Origin of the sequence: Paenibacillus hubeiensis (assembly GCF_032334105.1) — a bacterium.
Lineage (GTDB): Bacteria > Bacillota > Bacilli > Paenibacillales > Paenibacillaceae > Paenibacillus > Paenibacillus hubeiensis.
This window is the reverse complement of sequence record NZ_JAVYAE020000002.1, coordinates 590,483-608,779: the sequence shown is the minus strand read 5'-3', so window position 1 is coordinate 608,779 and position 18,297 is coordinate 590,483. Positions and strand designations below refer to the sequence as shown.

14 protein-coding genes and 2 pseudogenes are annotated in these 18,297 nt (G+C 47.7%); 4 read left to right on the top strand and 12 right to left on the bottom strand.

What is annotated here, in order from left to right; translation table 11 throughout:
- Nucleotides 1-67: 67 nt before the first annotated feature.
- The 3 genes from RSX24_RS09295 to RSX24_RS09285 all read right to left on the bottom strand — a co-directional run bounded on the left by RSX24_RS09295 (nucleotide 68) and on the right by RSX24_RS09285 (nucleotide 2,936).
- Nucleotides 68-1,054 carry a BtrH N-terminal domain-containing protein gene (locus RSX24_RS09295; RefSeq protein ID WP_343260371.1) on the bottom strand — a complete coding sequence of 329 codons (987 nt, stop codon included), beginning with the start codon at nucleotides 1,052-1,054 and terminating at the stop codon, nucleotides 68-70.
- Nucleotides 1,047-1,610, bottom strand: coding sequence for a PadR family transcriptional regulator (locus RSX24_RS09290; protein ID WP_343260370.1), 564 nt, complete (start codon nucleotides 1,608-1,610; stop codon nucleotides 1,047-1,049). The genes RSX24_RS09295 and RSX24_RS09290 overlap by 8 nt, the downstream gene beginning before the upstream one ends.
- 405 nt (nucleotides 1,611-2,015) lie before the next feature.
- A complete protein-coding gene (locus RSX24_RS09285; protein WP_343260369.1) occupies nucleotides 2,016-2,936 on the bottom strand; it encodes a ketopantoate reductase family protein in 921 nt (306 codons plus the stop codon).
- Nucleotides 2,937-3,084: 148 nt separating this feature from the next.
- On the opposite strand from RSX24_RS09285, the gene RSX24_RS09280 reads away from it, so the two are divergent.
- The gene (locus RSX24_RS09280) at nucleotides 3,085-3,636 is read left to right on the top strand and encodes a TetR/AcrR family transcriptional regulator (RefSeq protein WP_343260368.1); all 552 of its coding nucleotides are present in this window, start codon (nucleotides 3,085-3,087) and stop codon (nucleotides 3,634-3,636) included.
- A 293-nt stretch (nucleotides 3,637-3,929) separates the two neighbouring features.
- On the opposite strand, the pseudogene RSX24_RS09275 reads toward RSX24_RS09280, so the two are convergent.
- The 8 genes and pseudogenes from RSX24_RS09275 to RSX24_RS09235 all read right to left on the bottom strand — a co-directional run.
- Nucleotides 3,930-4,478, bottom strand: a pseudogene (locus RSX24_RS09275) (MFS transporter); the annotation flags it as partial.
- Nucleotides 4,423-5,253, bottom strand: coding sequence for an amidohydrolase family protein (locus RSX24_RS09270; RefSeq protein WP_343260367.1), 831 nt, complete (start codon nucleotides 5,251-5,253; stop codon nucleotides 4,423-4,425). The gene RSX24_RS09270 and the pseudogene RSX24_RS09275, both read right to left, overlap by 56 nt.
- Nucleotides 5,254-5,398: 145 nt before the next feature.
- A pseudogene (locus RSX24_RS09260) lies at nucleotides 5,399-7,640 on the bottom strand (glycoside hydrolase family 95 protein).
- Nucleotides 7,641-7,738: 98 nt separating this feature from the next.
- Nucleotides 7,739-8,449 (bottom strand): response regulator transcription factor, encoded by a 711-nt coding sequence (locus RSX24_RS09255; protein WP_236412693.1) that lies wholly within the window; start codon nucleotides 8,447-8,449, stop codon nucleotides 7,739-7,741.
- Nucleotides 8,450-8,557: 108 nt separating this feature from the next.
- The gene (locus RSX24_RS09250) at nucleotides 8,558-10,132 is read right to left on the bottom strand and encodes an extracellular solute-binding protein (protein ID WP_343260364.1); all 1,575 of its coding nucleotides are present in this window, start codon (nucleotides 10,130-10,132) and stop codon (nucleotides 8,558-8,560) included.
- Nucleotides 10,133-10,363: 231 nt separating this feature from the next.
- Nucleotides 10,364-12,112: a sensor histidine kinase gene (locus tag RSX24_RS09245; protein ID WP_343260363.1), complete on the bottom strand. Its 1,749-nt coding sequence runs from the start codon at nucleotides 12,110-12,112 to the stop codon at nucleotides 10,364-10,366.
- A gap of 76 nt (nucleotides 12,113-12,188) precedes the next feature.
- Nucleotides 12,189-13,070 (bottom strand): carbohydrate ABC transporter permease, encoded by an 882-nt coding sequence (locus RSX24_RS09240; protein ID WP_236412690.1) that lies wholly within the window; start codon nucleotides 13,068-13,070, stop codon nucleotides 12,189-12,191.
- A 15-nt stretch (nucleotides 13,071-13,085) separates the two neighbouring features.
- A complete protein-coding gene (locus RSX24_RS09235) occupies nucleotides 13,086-14,072 on the bottom strand; it encodes an ABC transporter permease (protein ID WP_236412964.1) in 987 nt (328 codons plus the stop codon).
- Between the two features lie 215 nt (nucleotides 14,073-14,287).
- Here RSX24_RS09235 and RSX24_RS09230 point away from each other — a divergent pair, with 215 nt between their 5' ends.
- Both RSX24_RS09230 and RSX24_RS09225 read left to right on the top strand, forming a co-directional pair.
- The gene (locus tag RSX24_RS09230) at nucleotides 14,288-15,451 is read left to right on the top strand and encodes a glycoside hydrolase family 27 protein (RefSeq protein ID WP_343260362.1); all 1,164 of its coding nucleotides are present in this window, start codon (nucleotides 14,288-14,290) and stop codon (nucleotides 15,449-15,451) included.
- The gene (locus RSX24_RS09225) at nucleotides 15,452-15,655 is read left to right on the top strand and encodes a hypothetical protein (protein WP_236412685.1); all 204 of its coding nucleotides are present in this window, start codon (nucleotides 15,452-15,454) and stop codon (nucleotides 15,653-15,655) included. It begins immediately after the preceding gene.
- Between the two features lie 78 nt (nucleotides 15,656-15,733).
- Here RSX24_RS09225 and RSX24_RS09220 read toward each other — a convergent pair whose 3' ends face one another.
- On the bottom strand, nucleotides 15,734-16,540 hold the full coding sequence (locus tag RSX24_RS09220) for an AraC family transcriptional regulator (protein WP_290371412.1): 807 nt from the start codon (nucleotides 16,538-16,540) through the stop codon (nucleotides 15,734-15,736).
- Between the two features lie 203 nt (nucleotides 16,541-16,743).
- Here RSX24_RS09220 and RSX24_RS09215 point away from each other — a divergent pair, with 203 nt between their 5' ends.
- The gene (locus tag RSX24_RS09215; protein WP_343260361.1) at nucleotides 16,744-18,279 is read left to right on the top strand and encodes a carboxylesterase/lipase family protein; all 1,536 of its coding nucleotides are present in this window, start codon (nucleotides 16,744-16,746) and stop codon (nucleotides 18,277-18,279) included.
- Nucleotides 18,280-18,297 lie beyond the last annotated feature (18 nt).

Sequence of the window (18,297 nt, the reverse complement as noted above, 5' to 3'; positions counted from 1 at the left end):
GCTAAACGAGCAGCGCTCTTCCAGGCCGCTGAGGGAACGAAATCCAGAAAAACAACGATATAGGAGCTCAGTCTTTTAATAGAAATCCCATGGCTATGCGTTCTTTATCTGCAATCTCGAGCAAAAGCTCGGAAACCTGATTCAACTCCTGGTAGTTTCCCGTTCTTCCCGCAAGATCGATCATAGAAGAAACGTGAACCCACATTGGAGCGATTGCAGTAAACAACAAATATGCCTGTTCAACTTTGGGGTCACCCGACAGCTCCACGCATTCTTTTAAAAAATCCCGATACAGATTGCGAAACAAAGCGCCGCCGGTTCCCGCTCTTTCCATTAGTAAAGCAGTCAAGCATAGATCGTGCTCCACATTTTTACTGCGGGAAGGCCACTTCAGGATTTCCTTGCTCATTTTTACAATGCCTTTATTCCCCATATTGCTAATGGGCGGGTTCAAGTAGTCATGTGCATTTTGGGCTAAAGATAATCGTATAGCGGGCATAAGCGGCGGACGGGTGTCGAGCGGTTCGATCGTAAAGGAACGATTCCTGGAGCTCATGGGCCCCTTAGCGTTTCTGGCCATAGCCAAATGGTCCAAACTTGTCTTCACAAGTCCTCCCTGTTGTCTGGTATCCGCCATGTAGGCGTATTCTTCATCCATGCCGTATATTACAGCATAATGGGCGGCAAAGTGTACTTTGTTCGTGAAATAATCCAAGTAATAGGAGTCTAATTTAAGCCCCACCGGAATTCCATGTTCGATGAAGCTCTGTACGTTCTGCCACGCTTTTTTAACGGACGAAGTTTCCTGCGCCTTAATGGTGAAGTTGAGCCGGGATGCGATGCGAGCAGTCAATTCATCCGGCTTAACCCTTCCCCCAATAAAAGGGAAATCCATCCCCTTTGAATCCCAATAGATGAATCCCAGCCCTTGCCCAAGTCCGAATAACATCGGCTCGGATATGCGGACGCCCGCAAATTGAAGTAAATTGCCCATGGTTGTCGTCTCGCAATGTTCCCCTTCAAAAGGAATGAACTCCTCAATTATTTTAGACATGTCCCTTCGCCTCCTCCATCAATTCACTGATTATTTTCGAAACGAATACCTGCTCACTCTCGATAAGATGGATCGGATGAAGGAAAAGCACTCTTACGTGCAGCGGCAACCGAGTGGAGCCTTGCGATTTGTACTTCTTTTTTATTTTTTTTAAAGCCTCTTCGAGATAATCAAGCCGCTTCCGCAAAGCTTCAATGGCTGCTTCTTTGTCGATAAAAGGCAAAGCGGCGAGCCCCAGATCAAACCGGTTATCGCGCTCTCGCGAAGAAGACAGGACGACGATGATTTCATCCCTAAGTGCAGTCATACCGACTTCTGTTATGGAAAATCGGGTCGGTGCAGGTCCTTTGCCCGACTTCTCACCTGAAACCTCGGACTCGATGAGTCCCTTATTGTTCAATTTCTTCAGTCCAGCGTAAATCGAAGTCGTGCCGATATTCGCCCACTCCCGATAGCCGCGTTGGTCGATTAACTTGTTAATATCGTAACCTGACGCTGGATTGCTTTCGGCGATAATTTGTAACAGCATAAATTCTACGTTCGAAAGCTGCTTCATGGGAACCCCCTCACATCTAATATTACATGAGTGTAATATAACACTAGTGTAATAATAGGTCAATCAAAGCTCTTCATGACTACTCCGAGAGTGAAATTTAAAAATTGTTTTTTTGAGAAACAATCAATATCACCGTTAATACCATTGCGCCGGGTGCAATCGAAATCGATTTTTTAGGCGGCGCTGTACGTGACATGCCAGCTTACACTGATACGTTTGCTACTTCTTATGATCCTGTGCTTTTGTCACGCTTTATGATTTCCACCACTCAACTGTTTAGATAATAATCTAATTGAAAATGACACAATGTTCTTATTCCTCTATATTTGGAGGACAAAACATAAACAGCCGATCACAATGATCGGCTGCTTTCTTCGTTTCACAACGCTAACGTTTCCCGTTAGTTTAGGCAAGGATTTCCGATTTGACATCATTTTGACTTAAAAATTCCATTAAATCATTACTCAGCTGCATAATCTCATTGTTAGCATGATTCGCATAATCCGGCAACATCATATCCCTAACCATTTTAGTTCGAAGCCATGTCATAAAGAAAAGATCCAAGAATACGTTTGGACATTGAAGCACCATTTTAAGTATTGGTGGATCAATTGAAACGCCAGCTTTTTGTATTGCCCTTAGATACGCTTTTAAAGCGACTGTTATTTTGCGTGCCGTCTTTCTGGTTCTGGCTGTTTTTTTGTCAATGATCTTATTCTCAGAATACAAAGTGCCCATCATGGCAATGTCTGATACGGAATGTGTGATTAGATACGCTTGCATATCCTTTTTAATAACGTAGGGAAGCTTTGCTGTTTCAAAACATTTTGCGAGGTTTTTTATGCGTTCTGTCACTACCCCATTCATTTCTCCAAATGCAGTTGCCACTATAATCCTTGGTAGAAATCGAGCATGCAATACTCCATCTTTAATCTGTCCGCCGAAGCCGGGAAAAGCTGGTAAAAGTCTATCCCCTACGATGTCCAGCCACGAAGAGAATCCAATTGAATTATTAGTCATCGTAACTATATTTTTGCTTTGATTATCTTTTAGCGCTAACAACGCTGATTCGGCCCGATCATAACGAACGGTAACGAAAATAAAATCGTATACATCGTCGTTTTCGAGCGTATCAATGACATTCACTTGGATCGATTTAACCGTCCCTTTTTCCTTATATTGCAGGCCATTTTCTCTTAATGATTTAAATCTATTAGAACGTGCAAACAGGGTAACGTCAAACCCTGCTTCAATGAGCTTAATTGCGTACATGCTCCCGATAACACCTGCACCAAAAATTAAAATTCGATCTTGTTTTGCTGACATTAAAACCACCCCTACTTATGAACATTTCCTTTTGATTATCAGACAACATGTTGTATGATGTGATTGTAAGACGTTATGATTTCTTGATCAACCATCAGTTTTTTATGATTTGTCGGATGATATTCTTATTCGCTAGTAGGAGGGAAACATGAATAAGCAACCCCAAATAACGGAGAAAACAAGACAAAAGTTTATAGAAGTTTTTTGTGAGTTATATAGCCAAAAGCCGATTGAGAAAATTTCGGTTCAGGAAATTGCGAATAAGTCCGGATATAACCGCAGCACCTTTTATCAATACTTTACTGACATTTACGAATTGTTAGACTCTGTTGAGAATGAGTTATTGAATGACATTAAAAAAGAATTGGCGAATAAAGAGATATCGATGCATACGGTTCAAGATACGCTCTATTGTCTGGATAAAAGAGAACATCTCCTGGTTCTTAATGCCCTCTTAGGTGATTATGGAAGTGCCCGTTTTTTAAAACGCTTAAAAAAAGAAATCACTTTGGATCAATTAGAATTAAACGTTCCGCAAAACCATTCCTTAACGCCTTACTTCATTGAGTTTTACCTGACAACTTCCCTTTCTTTATTTCGTCTTTGGCTCCAGCGTCAAAAGGATTTATCGTCAGAAGAATTTTTCAAGTTAGTGGAGAACCTATATTCAAAAGGGATTACGCCCTATTTTAAAGAATGAGTCTGTCCTTCAAACCAAATCCATATGTGGTATAACCATAAAAAAGCGCGCATCAGCTTGTTTACACAGATACCCCATAAAGACAGTAGCACCTGGTGATTCTGCGCCGGCGCTTTCAGAAAGAGCTAGCCGCAAGCGAACGCGAGTTCTTCCTCATAAAAACACACCACCTCCCTCTTGAGAATTAACTTCATTATTAAGGCAAAAAAAGACGAAAAGAGCCCGCTATGTGCAGGCTCCTCCATTTAAAACCATTTTCAGTTTATCCATTTAAGTGCTGATGTGAATTAATGTGGCGCCACAATGGCGCCCATTACCCCGACCAATGCGAACAGAGCGACCTCCTTCTGAGTGAAATGGAACGGCGGACTTGTCAATACCAACGGAACTGTAGCCCAAAACATACTCCGCCACCAAGCTTGAAACGGGACGCGCGAGCATAATCCCCAGAAGCAGCCCGCTCATAACGTTGCCCACATTGCGACCACGCACGGCTTCAGGCGAGAGATGAGCCGCATACGGCATAAGTATTTGTGCTGCTACGGAACCTACTCCGATCACGAGTGAAGCGGTAGGAACAGGGTGGCGCTTTTGATTACAGCGGCCATTGCCAAAACGGCGGCTGTAAGAAGCAACGATGAAAGGATCAACTTACGATTTTCCAGGATGTCTCCAAGCGGTACGATAAATAACAAGCCGATCCCCCGGTTTCCATCTTGGGAGAATGATATGCATGAAGCTGCTGAATTTGCTTCAAAACCCGAATCCGTGCTTAATTCAGCAGCTTCATAGCTTGTAAAACTCCTGTGCATTGGCGCCAAATAAACGCTCGATTTGAGGATTGCCCCACTCCTCGGGAATTGAGCATTTCAGGAGATCAACAACTTCCGAATAATCCGCGGCAAGCAGGCATACCGGCCAGTCGCTGCCAAACATGACCCGTTCAGGTCCAAACAGTTCTATAGCCGTTCGGATATAGGGGGTAAAATCATCCGGGCTCCAAGCCGCATGATCGCCTTCCGTTACCAGTCCGGATAATTTGCAATACATTCCGGGATATTGGGCAAATTCACTCATATACGATTTCCAGGGCTCGAATGTCTTCTGTTTAATCTGAGGTTTGGCAAGATGGTCAATGACCCCCCGCAAATTCGGGATTTCCCTGAGCAGCTCCGCCACAAAAGCCATTTGTTCTGATACGAGCAGCAAGTCCACCGGTACTTCCTCATCGGCATAGCTGCGGAGCGCTTTGACAAAGGCCGGTTCCAGAATGCGGGAGGCATCCGGCATGTCCTGGATCATAATCCGGAAGCCCTTAAATTTGGGGCTGCGCCGAAATTGATCATAATGCTGCCTGTGATCCGCATCCAAGAGATCGAGCCAGCCTACCACACCGGCAACCGATGGCGTCTGGTCGGCAATAGTGAGAAGGAAACGGGTCTCCTCGATTGTGGGAGCCGCCTGGACAAGGATGCTTGCATCCAGTTCATGTTTCACCAAATATGGTTCCAAATCGGCCGGCATAAAATCGCGATACAGTTCAGGCAGCCCGGGGGTAATCCAGCCGTAGTCATTCCGATCGATCTTCCAGTAATGCTGATGAGCGTCAACACGCATCCAGCTGCACCTCCTTTGCATCATCGTTTCAAAATTCATCTTTCGGTTTCTTGAACATTGTATACGAAGCGATTCTGAATCGTTTAAACCGTGCAGAACGAGCTGAATAAGATCTTTACCGGTTAGTGCTTCAGGATCAATGCTGCTATTGCTCTTCTTGGCGAGTAAAGGTGTAGGATTGCCCTGCGGTTCCTTCAAAGGTCACGGGTCGTAAACCGGGGGCTTCCAAACGGCAAGGACCGGAAACGGTGCACTTCACCACAGCGGTTGATATTTGACCTGAATCCCACATAAAATCAAGCGTAAAACCTCCCCGGGCTCTCAGTCCTTTAACGGTTCCATGACTCCACTCCTCAGGCAAAGCCGGCAGCAGCCGGAGGATTCCGCCGTGGCTTTGCAATAACATTTCGGTTATGCCCGCCGTTCCGCCAAAATTGCCGTCAATTTGGAAGGGCGGATGATTATCAAACAGATTAGGCAGTGTCGACTGTGCCAAAAGTGCTTTTACGTTATCGTAAGCTTGTGTCCCGTCCTGAAGTCTGGCCCAGAAATTGATAATCCAGGCCCGGCTCCATCCGGTATGTCCGCCGCCGTTCGACAATCTGCGCTCCAACGTGATCCGGGCCGCTTTAACCAGTTCGGGCGTACGTTCCACGCTGAAGGGCAAACAAATGCGAGATGTGACGATGACCCGGTTCTAACTCCTCATAATCGTTCATCCACTCCTGGATTTGGCCATAACGGCCAATTTGCGGCTGTGGAAGGCGTTCCAGAGCCGCTGCCAGTTCCTTCCGGAATGCCGCATCCATCCCGATGATTTCCGAGCTTGCGATGCAGGCCTTAAACAAAGCATCGATAATCTGAAAATCCATGGACGCCCCCGCACATAATACTCCTGTCTCACCGTTAGCGAGCATGTAGCTATTCTCAGGGGAAACAGACGGACAGGTAACAAGGCGTCCCTCTTCATCTTCAATCAAGTAATCCAGCAGAAATAATGCCGCCTCTTTCATCGTCTCATAAGCTCGGGCAAGAAAGTGCCGGTCCTGAGTATACTCGTAATGCTCCCACAAATGCAGGCAAAGCCAAGCCGCGCCCATCGGCCAGAAAGAAGCCGGCAGGTAGGTATCCTGGGGTGCTGTATCCCCCCAGATATCGGTATTATGATGAGCGGTGAATCCCCTGCAGCCATACATTACCTTCGCCGTTGTCCGTCCGGGCTCGCGCATGCGTTCTATTAAATCAAACAGCGGTTCATGGCATTCGGATAGATTACCATTTTCTGCAAGCCAGTAGTTCATTTGCGCATTGATATTAATGGTGTATTTACTATCCCAAGCCGGAAGAAAACTATCGTTCCAGATCCCCTGCAGATTTGCCGGCAAGGAACCCGGCCTGCTGGAGGAGATGAGCAGGTATCGGCCATATTGGAAATAAGTTGAGATTAAACCGTGGTCGTCCTCCCCTTCACGTATCCTGGCAAGCCGCTCGTCGGTCGGAAGCAAACTTAAATCAGCCCGCTCCGGAAGGGTCAGCTCCACCCTTGCATACAAGGCACGGTAATCGGCGGTATGCCGTTCCAGCAAATCGGAATAAGTCATTTTACTAAGCGATTCCAGCCTCCGTTTGGCCTCCAGCTCCGGATCAGGATGCCGGAAAGTCGTTCCGGCGGCAAGCATCAACGTTACCGAGTCGGCATCATTCACCAGCAAATATTCACCCACGGTCCGGCACTTGCCTTCCTCCGTGACAGCTTTTAGTACAGCATTAAACGTGCTGCCTCCTTTCCCACCGCATTCTCCGCGCATAACGAGTCCGCTCTGCTCCCATTTCTCGTTCTTTTCCAGGTAACGCCAGTTGTTTCTGTTAAACCGGGCTTTCAAGGAGATGGCATTCTTGTGATCTGCAGAGATTCGCATTATGATTGCCTGATCCGGGTAGCTAGCAAATATCTCTCTCGTATAACGGATATCCCCGATTTTATATCGGATCCGGGATACTCCATTGTCGAGGTCAAGCTCCCTCATATAGTCCTCCGCCGGCAAATCATGATTAGCGAACGACAGCAGCAGGTCGCCAAGCGGCAGATAATGCCGCTGGGATTCGGGAAGTCCGGCCATCGCCATTCCCGCAAGCTCTTCCGCCTCACGAAGTTTTCCATCCAGAATCAGCTTTCGTATCTGAGGCAAGTGGACCAGCGCATCTTCATTGTTGCGGTCACGAGGCCCTCCGTACCATATAGAGTCCTCATTCAGTGACAATTTCTCCTCAGCTGTTCTTCCGAAGATCATGGCTCCCAATCTTCCGTTACCAACCGGGAGCGCTTCGTTCCATACGACTGCCGGCTCACGATACCATAATCGCCGGCCCGAATCTAAGCTCGCCATGTTTTCCCTCCCCCTTAATAAGTTCATTAATATAGAAACTGCATTTCAACTGTACCCATGAATCTACCTTGAATTTTTTCGCAGACCACAGAGATTCTTTATATTTCATTATTCCGGTAGGCCCCTGGAGTAGTGCCCGTGTATTTCTTGAATACCTTCGAGAAATAATGTTTGCTGTCGTATCCGACCTGCTGGCCAATCGCGCTGACAGAAAGCTCGCTGTTGGACAGCAGCAGCTCCTGGGCCGCCTGGATTCGTAACATATTGAGGTAATTGATGAAGGTATGCCCGGTTTCTTTCTTAAACAAACTGCTGATATAGTTGGGATGAAGATTCATTCGCTCGGCAAGGTCGTCCAATGAAAGATCTTTGCGGAAATGAATTTGGATATACGTGAGGATCCGCTTGGCACGACAGGAATAATCCGCATCGGATTCGTTTGGCAGTTCTTCTCTTATACGCCCAAGCAGACCGGCGATTTCGCCTTTGTCTATCGGCTTTAGCAGATAGTCCACCACGCCAGTTCGAAGCGCTCTGCGCACATATTCAAATTCATCATAACCTGTCAGAATAATGAAACGGTCGCACCATCCGCCGAGTTTGATTTCCTCAATCAGCTCAAAGCCGTTTTTCTCCGGCATATTCAGATCTGTAATGGTTACATCGGGCATATAGTCCTTCATCAGGTCAAGCGCATCATAAGCATTTGTTGCCTTACGGACCTCGGTTCCCAAGGGAGCGACTTCCTGCACAATTTTAACCAGCCCGCTTAAGATTAGCGGCTCATCGTCAACTGTCAATACCTTCATCCCGGCTCCCCTCCCCTTTCGTTATGCTAAAACTACGGCTTCAACCTTTGATCCTGTATATGAATAAAGTTCGATAGGGACGCTGATATCCCTATCGAACTTCTTCATTTATTTAACAAACAAATCCTTCTTCTTCTGATAAACCTCGTTTGCCCAATCCACAAGACGCTGCAGACCCATGTTCTCGGCATTGTTGATCATGGCTTCATAATTGGCTACGGCTTCTTCTTCCGATTGGGCCAGATATATTTTTACTTTTTCATTTTTAATCATTTCGTCGATTTTTGTTTTCATCGTCTTCTCCTCGGAATCAGGCTGCGTTTGAATCAATCCTATTTCCGGTTTATAGACGGTTACAGCCTTTCTCTCCATCAAAGCCTGCGTCTTCTGGGTTCCCGGAACATAACCCTGCAGCCCTTCCATGACTCCGTCGTTGTACAAATACCACCACTTAATCCCGTTGTTGTTAATGAAATCGGCATCGGAAGGAGAGTATTTCAAATCCGGATATCCCTTGTCATTCCATGTCCAATGCTCGCCTTCGACGCCAAACATGGTTAGTTTTTTGCCTTCGTCGCTGGCCAGGTATTGGAGGAACTTAATCGATGCCTCCGGATCCTTGTTTTTTTTCGTAATAAACGTACCCGCAAAGCCTAGTCCGGTGCTTACGATCTTGGTATTTTCGGACAAGGCGCTCGGCAGCATTTTGAACGTGTAAGGTTTTCCGTCGCTTTTGGCTTTAATGTTATCCGTGTCTGCCACAGCGACAGTATGACTGTGAGCAAATGCTTTACCGCTTAATGCGTACTGATCGTCAATCTGATCGTTGGTGTAAGCATAGTTTTCGCCCAGAATATATCCGCTGCGATAAAGGCTGTTCATAAACTTGAAGTACTCCAGCATCTCAGGCTGTCTAATGGCATAATCGATTTTTCCGTCACGTTCGTACCAGCCATCGATGAGCGCCTCTAAACCGAACTGCTGCATAAAATACTGCTCGATCCAGTCTTTATCCATGATCAAAGGAATCATATCCGGGTATTTCTCTTTAACCCTGCCCAATACCTTGACGAAATCATCGACCGATTGAATGGGCGGATTGCCTAATTCCTTCAGGATATCCTCCCTTACGGCTATACCGGGATTTCCATCGCTGCCGATCGCGTATTTATTTTTACTCATTTCCTCCTGGGTCGCAAAAGAGTTCCGGACGGTATAGAAATTGCCGTCATCCATCGTATGGATCGCTTTTCTCGTATCGTCTATTTTAAAGTCAGGCGCATACTTCTCGATCAGCTCGTTCCAAGGATAAGACAGCTGGGAATCGGACATGCGGTCAATATTGGCATAGGTGAACACCAGATCCGGCAGGTCACCGGAAGAAATCATTAAGGGAAGCTGTTTATCGTCCGTAGCCACTGTTACTTTGAGCTTCACGCCCGTTTTTTCCGTAATCTTCTCGGCGACCGTCCCTTTCCATTCTTTAACCGGATACCAGGAGGCGTCGATGAATAAGGAGAGTTCCTTGACTTCCCCGTTATCCGCCGAGGACTGACTCTCAGTCCCCGCACCTGCGCTCTGGCCAGGATTGTTATTGCCGCTGCCGCAGGCAGACAATAACACGGTTAGCATAACTATGCTAAGTGACAAAAGCAGTGCTTTCTTCCCCTTATTCTTTTTCATAAAACCCCTCCAGCATCGATTTTTTGATATTAAAGCAGTGCTTTAATATTAGGTTGGTGATGAACAGGCCCATATTAAATCGCTTACAAGAACAAAGTGACGATTCCGCCGTTTAGCATGTCTTTGAGCGGCCGGTTCTGTTATGTCTTAAGTTTAATCTGCGGTGAAGGAGTCCGGTAAGCCAACATCCTTAAGAAAGCGTTGTCATTTTTTAAGGAGTTTCAATTGGAATTACGATTCTCCCCGCTTTTTAGGTACAACAAGGGTAAGACAGGTTCCGCTGCCCTGAACGCTATCCAGGATCAAGTCAGAGCCCTCTCCATAAAAAGACTTTATCCTTTCACTGACGTTGTATAGGCCTACGCCTCCTTCCATCTCATCGATCTGATGCAAAGATTCGCTCGCACCGGATAATCTTGAACGAAGGGCCTGCAGTTTGTCTTCGGGTATTCCCATTCCGCTGTCTGAAATACGGATGCGCATTTCTTCTGCATCCTCCGTTGCCTGCAGTTTGATATGAACCGGCCTCAAGGTCGAGGAAGCCCCGTGGACGATACTGTTTTCGACCAAAGGCTGAAGGATAAAGCGCGGACAAGGAACATGCTCCGTATCCATATGAATGTCAATTTCAATGGAAAGCCTGTCCTGCAGCCGCATCTTATGAATATTGAGATAGAAGATCACGGTTTCGATTTCGCGGGCAAGAACGGTATGATCCTCTTTGGATGACAGGCTGTAACGCATCAGCTTCCCGAACCAATAAGAAATGTCGGCCACTTCTTTATCATGGTTTGATTCGGCAAGCATTCGGATTGTCTCCAGCGTGTTATAGAGAAAATGCGGTTTAATTTGTGCCTGCAGCACTTTATACGCAGCCTCTTTATTCCTCAGTTCGGCACGGTGTACGTTGTTGATCAATTCGTCCATACGCTGAATCATAGCATTATAAGTGCTGGTCAAAAAACCGATTTCATCCTGCCGGCCCAGTTTATCATGTTTGCTGATGTACTGCTTCATGTTGTTATCATTCAAATGGCGCATATGCCGGGCCAGCCGGAGAATACGTTTTGCCAGTGTTGAGGCAAGAGCATAGTAGGCAAAGGACATGGACAGCAAAAGGATAACGATCGTTGAAATCATAATGATTCCTTTTCGTTTAACCGAATGAAACACCTCATCCACGCTGCCGATAACGACGATCCGTGCGCCGAGCTCCTCGACGTCCAGCTGGTTTACAATCGTGTTACGGTTAATGAAATAGGTTTTCTCCTCTTGGTCACTCAGCTGTTTCCTTGTAACTTCATCCACCTGGATACCGGTCTCTTTAATAGCATCCCGCACTCCCTGCTTCGGCAGCAGAAGGGCATTCCAGTTATCACCGCTCCCCGTCGCCTTGTAAAATCTGCTTATAAGACCACTATTGATCCGGAGCTCAAGAAGGCCGATAATTTCGGTGAAATCCGTGTTGTAAAGATTCTGATAGAACACGAGGGGCGGCGGAGACGCTCCATAATCGGACATAATCCACACTCCATGGCCCGGCTTCAGCCCGCTTGCCATCTTTTTTACCTCCGGCGAGAGGGTTGAAATATCCAGAAAGCGGTCGGAGATCGGCAAAGTCTGCGGTTTCGTTTTATAGATTTTAAACGACTCGATTTCATTATTGTTAAACAGCGAATGGGAGATAATCGGACTAATGTAACGGTTGTAGGCATAAATGCTTTCCGAATCCGAAGTGTATAGCCCTCCCAAATAATCCGTTACATAAGGGTTATATTGCAGATAACGTTGGATCGAACTGATCCGGACAAGATCCGCCTTCATGTTTGAGTAGGCTTGTTCCAGGATTTTCTGCCGACTTTCGACTAACTGCTGGGTAAGATTCCCATAGATTTGCACGTAGTAGTAATAGCCGAACGTCACGACCGGTATAAAAATTAAAATGACGTATCCCCAAATGATTTTTCTGACGATGCTCATGGTTCGAGACCCCCTGCGCCGCATAGTTCTCTTTAAAATACCATAAGCCAAGAGGGTTCAATACTCGTTTTCGGAATCAGCCTTTAACGGAACCGAGCATGATGCCATGCACAAAATACTTCTGCAGGAAAGGATACACGCAAATAATCGGCACAATGGAAACGACCATCGAGGTAACCTGCAGCGAAAAGCTTGTGACCCCCGAAGCGGGACGATTGGCGACAGCGAGTGAATCCATCGGCGCATTGCTCTGGTTGATGACTTCCATCATGCGAAAAGTAAGTGTGCGAAGGCTGTCTGACTGTACGAAATAAGCGGAATCCAGCCAGGAGTTCCATTGTCCCACACCCATAAACAGGGCCATCGTAGCCAACAGCGGCGTTGAAACCGGCAAAATGATCTTGAAAAAGATGACAAGTTCACCTGCCCCGTCCATGTGAGCGGACTCTTTGAGTTCGCTCGGTATTTCGCGAAAAAAGGAAATGGCAATCAGCAGAAAAAAGGTGTTAAGCATAGAAGGAACAATATAAACGGCAAACGAATTCAGCAAGCCGATCGAACGAAGAACGACGTAATAGGGAATCAGGCCGCCGGAAAAGTACATGGCAAAAATGATGATGGTAAAATACGTTTTGCTGAACATAAGGCCCCGGTGCGAAAGCGCGTAAGCGACCAGGCTTGTCAACAGGAGACCAAGCAGGGTTCCCAATACGGTCCGTGCGACCGTTACCAGGAAAGCGCTTAGCCACTTCGTATCTCCGAGGAACATTTTATAGTTCTCCAATGTGACGCTTCTCGGCCAAAGGTAAACGCCTCCCAGCAGCGTGTCGGTGCCTTTGTTGAAAGAGGCAATCAGAACATAATAGAACGGATATAACATGGTAAGCATGATGATAAATAAGGCAGCATAAATGAAACTGTCAAAGAGTATATCTTTTTGCTTCTGAGTCTTTAGCATGCCTGCGCCCCCTTTCTAGAATAAACCTGAACCCGACACCCGTTTGGCGATGTAATTGCTGCTAAATATCAGGATTACGGAGATCACGGACTGAATGAAATCAATAGCCGCCGCATAAGAGAAACGTCCGTCACTTAAGCCGACTTTAAAAGCATAGGTTTGAACGATCTCCGAGGTGGGGTTGTTGATGCTGTTCCCGAACAAATAGGCCTGCTCAAAATTGGAACCGACCAGCCCACCGCCAAGTATGCTTCCGATCGTCAGAACGAGGACAACAACAATTGTCCCTTTCATTCCCGGTAAGGTGATGTGGCGGATCCTTGCCAGCCTCCCCGCCCCATCTATCTCGGCAGCCTCATAAAGCGACGGGTTGATCCCGGTAATGGCCGCCAGGAAAATGATGGTCCACCAGCCCATCTCCTTCCAGATGGCACTGCCCACGGCAAATCCCCAGAAGTAGTTGGGACTCGTTAAAATATTTAACGGCTTGTCGATTAGGCCGGATTCCATCAAAGCTCTGTTGACCATGCCTACATCTGCTGACAGGAAAGCGTAAGAGACACCCACCACCACAACCCATGAAATAAAATGAGGCAGGTAACTGATCGTCTGAACGAAACGTTTGAAGCCCATGTTTTTCACTTCGTTCAGCATGATTGCAAAAAGGATCGGCGCCGGAAAAGCAAAAATGACCTTCAAGAAGCTTAATACCAGCGTATTTCGAACAATATTCCCAAACTGATAATCATGAATAAATTCATTGAAGTATTTGAAACCGACCCACTCGCTTGTGAAAATCCCTTTGATCCCGTCCGAAATTCTGTAATCCTTAAAAGCCATCAGGATACCAAACATCGGCGTGTAGGAGAATATCAGCAGGAATATCATGCCGAGTCCGACAAAAAGATGCAGCACCTTTTGTTTTTTGAAACGCTTCCATAAAGAAGTACGCCTTCCTGCTTTAGAAGCGGAAAGGGTTGGGAATTGTGTATTTATCTCCATATGCGCTCCTCCTTTTAATTCTAGTCTATCCCGGAGGATGCAGCTGAAGTAAGTCCACATTCTTAAGAAAGCGTTATTAAAAATTAAGAAAGGCTGCTCCTTCTTAGACAACATCTGTCCATGTTCAAGCAACGTCAAGCTATGGCTGAATACGCTTTTATCGTTTAAGTTCATTGTAGCTATTTTGAAAACAGGATTAGAAAGGAAGCGAGATAATGAGCAACCGTTCGTTAACGGGATTCGCCCCTGCGCTGGGCTGGAATTCATGGAATACCTTCACATGGGATATCAATGAGCAATTAATCCGGGACGTCGCTGACGTATTTGTGTCGGAGGGTTACCTGGCAGCAGGTTACGAATACATCGTCATCGACGATTGTTGGAGCTTGAAGGAGCGGGATGCTGACGGCAGCTTGGTCGCTGATCCCGAGAAATTCCCGAGTGGAATGAAGGCGCTTGCAGATTATATCCATGATAAAGGACTGAAGTTCGGCATGTATTCCTGTGTCGGTACACATACTTGTGCGGGTTATCCAGGCAGCTTCGAGCATGAATTTCAGGATGCAGCGCTGTTTGCCGAGTGGGGTGTGGATTACTTAAAATATGACTACTGTTTCAAGCCGCGTCATATCTCTGGCGAACTGTTGTACAAGCGTATGAGCCTTGCGCTCAAAAACTGCGGACGGGATATCCTGTTCTCTGCCTGCAACTGGGGTGAGGACAACGTATATGACTGGATTCGTGAATCAGGGGCTCATATGTATCGCTCCACCGGCGACATTCGCGACAACTGGGAATCGGTCAAGGAGCTGGCTCTTTCTCAGCTCGGCAAACAAAGCTACACCGGCTCCTTCTGCCATAATGACATGGACATGCTCATCGTTGGCATGTACGGAGGAAGCAACAACGACTTTATCGGAACGATTGGCGGCTGTAACGATATTGAATACAAAACCCACTTCTCGCTCTGGTCCATGATGGGTTCGCCGCTCATGATTGGATGCGATGTACGCAAAGCCAATCAGGCCACCAAGGATATATTGTTGAATCCGGACCTGCTTGCCATCAACCAGGACGCGGAGGCACGCGGAGCTTATCGCATCAAACCCGAGCCGCAGTGGTTCCACACAGACGATGTATTCATGCTGGTGAAGGTGCTGACAGACGGAGATCTCGCCATCGGCTTCTTTAACCTGAGCGACAGTCAGCGCGAGCTGTCCCTTCAATTCTGGGATATGGGGCTGCCTTACGCCGCCGGTTATGCCCTGTCACTCTACGATTGCTGGGAGCACAAGGAGCTGGGTATATTCCGCGAGCGTTATGCACCCGTTGTCGGGGCCCATGATTGTCTCGTCGTCCGGGCCAAATTGGTGAAGTAAATGGCTCAAAGCCGCCTATGCACCTCCTGTTCCGTTCCCCTCTCCTCGGACGATGTCGGCATCTATATCAAACTGGTCTCGCGCGCAGCCCAGCAATTTCTCTGCATTGATTGTCTCGGCGTGAAGCTGAACTGTGGACGGGAACCGATCGAGAAGCTGATTCGTTATTTCCGGGAATCGGGGAACTGTGCTCTCTTTCGTTAACGTAAATACGGCTGACCATTATTCTGTGCTATTGATGCACTTTGTGGTATGTGCTTCGGTATTTTGCGCCTTGTTCTATTATCGACAGGTGTCTTTCTGATGCAGCATCATGTATGCTGAGGGCGTATATGATGTTGCTTTCTTGAATACTTTGGAAAAATAAAGCGGGTCATTATAACCGACCGAATAGGCCACGGATTGAACGGTTAAGCCGGATGTTTTCAACAGCTCGCAGGCGCGCCGGATGCGGCATGACATGATGTACGCCGATACCGATTCGCCTGTAGCTTCTTTAAATCGCCGAAACAGGTAACTGCGCTCCAGATTTACGGCCTGCACAATCTCGGCAACAGTCAAGGACGGCTTCCAGTAATTTTGCTCAATATATCTTCTCGCCAGCCATACGTAATCTTGGGGTTCGTCCTGCCGCTCGCTTGGAAAGTATTCCATGTAATAGGACAGCAGCAGGTGCAAGCGTGCATCGGCCCGCAGCACTTCACTTGCCGATGCACCCGCATTCCAGGCCAGATGAAACCAAGGCTCCAGCGTCTCTGGCGCAGCTGATGCAACAGGCTGCGATATCGAAAGTTGGGTCAATTCCAATATCTGTGAGGCGTCCTGCCCGCTGAACTCGACCCACACGTACTCCCACGGATCGTCCGGGTCTGGGTAATAATAGATTTCCTTTTGCGGAAAAATCATAAAACTCTCCCCGGCGCTCAGTCGAAAACGTCGGCCCCCTGTCTCCAGTGTTCCTTGCCCCCGAATAATATAATGCAGCGCATAAACGTCACGCACCCCCGGTCCCCATTGATGGGTGTTACACGGCTTATGTCCGCCGCTGATAAAGTAAACATGACTGGCCCTGCTTCTGTCTCTCCACAATGAGCCCAACCTGATCCTCTCCCTTGTTCATATGTAGTCATTATTAAATATTACTGTCACCTTTATTTTCACGACTGGAAACAAAGCTTCAAGTTGCTTATCATGGATATAGAGAGCTTTTGCCCAGCATAGATGTAAGCGCACCCACGATTCTTGAGACGACATACGTAATGGATATTCAATCCAGAGAGGAGAATGTTGTGTTGCTTAGAACGGTTACAGTAGAAAATGGTCAAATTCAGGGGCTGCCCGCCGCAGATCCGCGTATAACCAGCTTTAAAGGCATCCCGTTCGCAGCCCCTCCGGTAGGTGAGAATCGGTGGCGCGCTCCGCAGCCTGCGCCCGACTGGGATGGGGTGCTGCAAGCTTTTGATTTTGCGCCGATCTCCATGCAAGCCCCAACGGTCATCGACGATAACAACATATACACCCGGGAATGGGCTGTTGATCCGGACCTGCCGATGAATGAGGACTGCCTGTATCTGAACGTCTGGACACCCGCCAAACGGACCGATGAGAAGCTGCCTGTGTTTGTCTGGTATTTTGGCGGAGGACTTCAAGTTGGTCACACCGCCGAAATGGAGTTTGACGGTGAACGTATTGCCCGCAGAGGCATTGTTGTGGTTACCGTCAACTACAGGCTTAATGCGTTTGGCTTCCTGTGCCATCCCGAAATCAGTGCCGAATCCCCGGAAGCTCCGGCCAACTTCGGACATCTGGATCAACAGGCAGGCACGCAGTGGGTGAAACGCAACATTGCCGCCTTTGGCGGGGATCCGGATCAGATCACGATTGGCGGACAGTCGGCGGGAGGCGGCAGTGTACTCAGCCAGATGACCTCCCCGCAAAATAAAGGGTTATTCCATCGGGCTGTCATTATGAGCGGCATGGCGACCGAGCTGTACCCGAATGTACGTGTACCCGCAGTTCGCGGCACACTGCGTGATGCCGAGCAGGAAGGTGTTGCATTTTTCCGCTTCCTGGGAGTATCCTCGCTGGCTGAAGCAAGGCAGCTGGATGCCGAATACCTGCGTGACAAAACATTGGAATACAAAGGCTTCTGGGGAACCGTTATCGATGAACAGTTCTGTGCAGGCGATCCATTCACCCGCTTCATTCAGCATCAACGCGAACCCGTTCCGGTGATGCTCGGGCACACGTCTTCCGAGTTCTGGACCCGGCCTGCGGTAGGCAGCCTGGACGAACTGAAACAGATGGCTGGCGAAATTTTTGGCGAGGATGCCCCGGCCTTTTTGCAGCGCTGCGAAGTCGACACCGGCGACTTGGAACATGCCCTGCAGATGGCTTCAGTCCGCATGATCGAACATGCCATCCAGCTGGCGATTCGATCGAACAGCGGGCACCCGTCCGAGACACCGCTCTATTATTATAACTTCGACGCGGAGATTCCAGGCTGGGATCAGCCAGGCACCTTCCATTCTGTCGATCTGTGGTTTTTCTTCGAAACACTCGCCAAATGCTGGCGGCCTTTCACTGGTAAACATTATGATCTGTCGCGCCAGATGTGTAACTATCTATCCCATTTCATCGCGACAGGTAACCCGAATGGTCCGGATTCCACCGGCAAACCTCTGCCCTATTGGATTCCGGCCAGCGTACAACAGCCTTATCGCATGGAATTTGATGAACAGGCCCGGTTACAGCGTGCTGAGCCTGAGCCTGTGCTCGAATTGGTCATTGAGCATTATTTCAAAAAGCAAAATGAGCCTGTTTTGTAACGGTTTGCTGCTACTCTA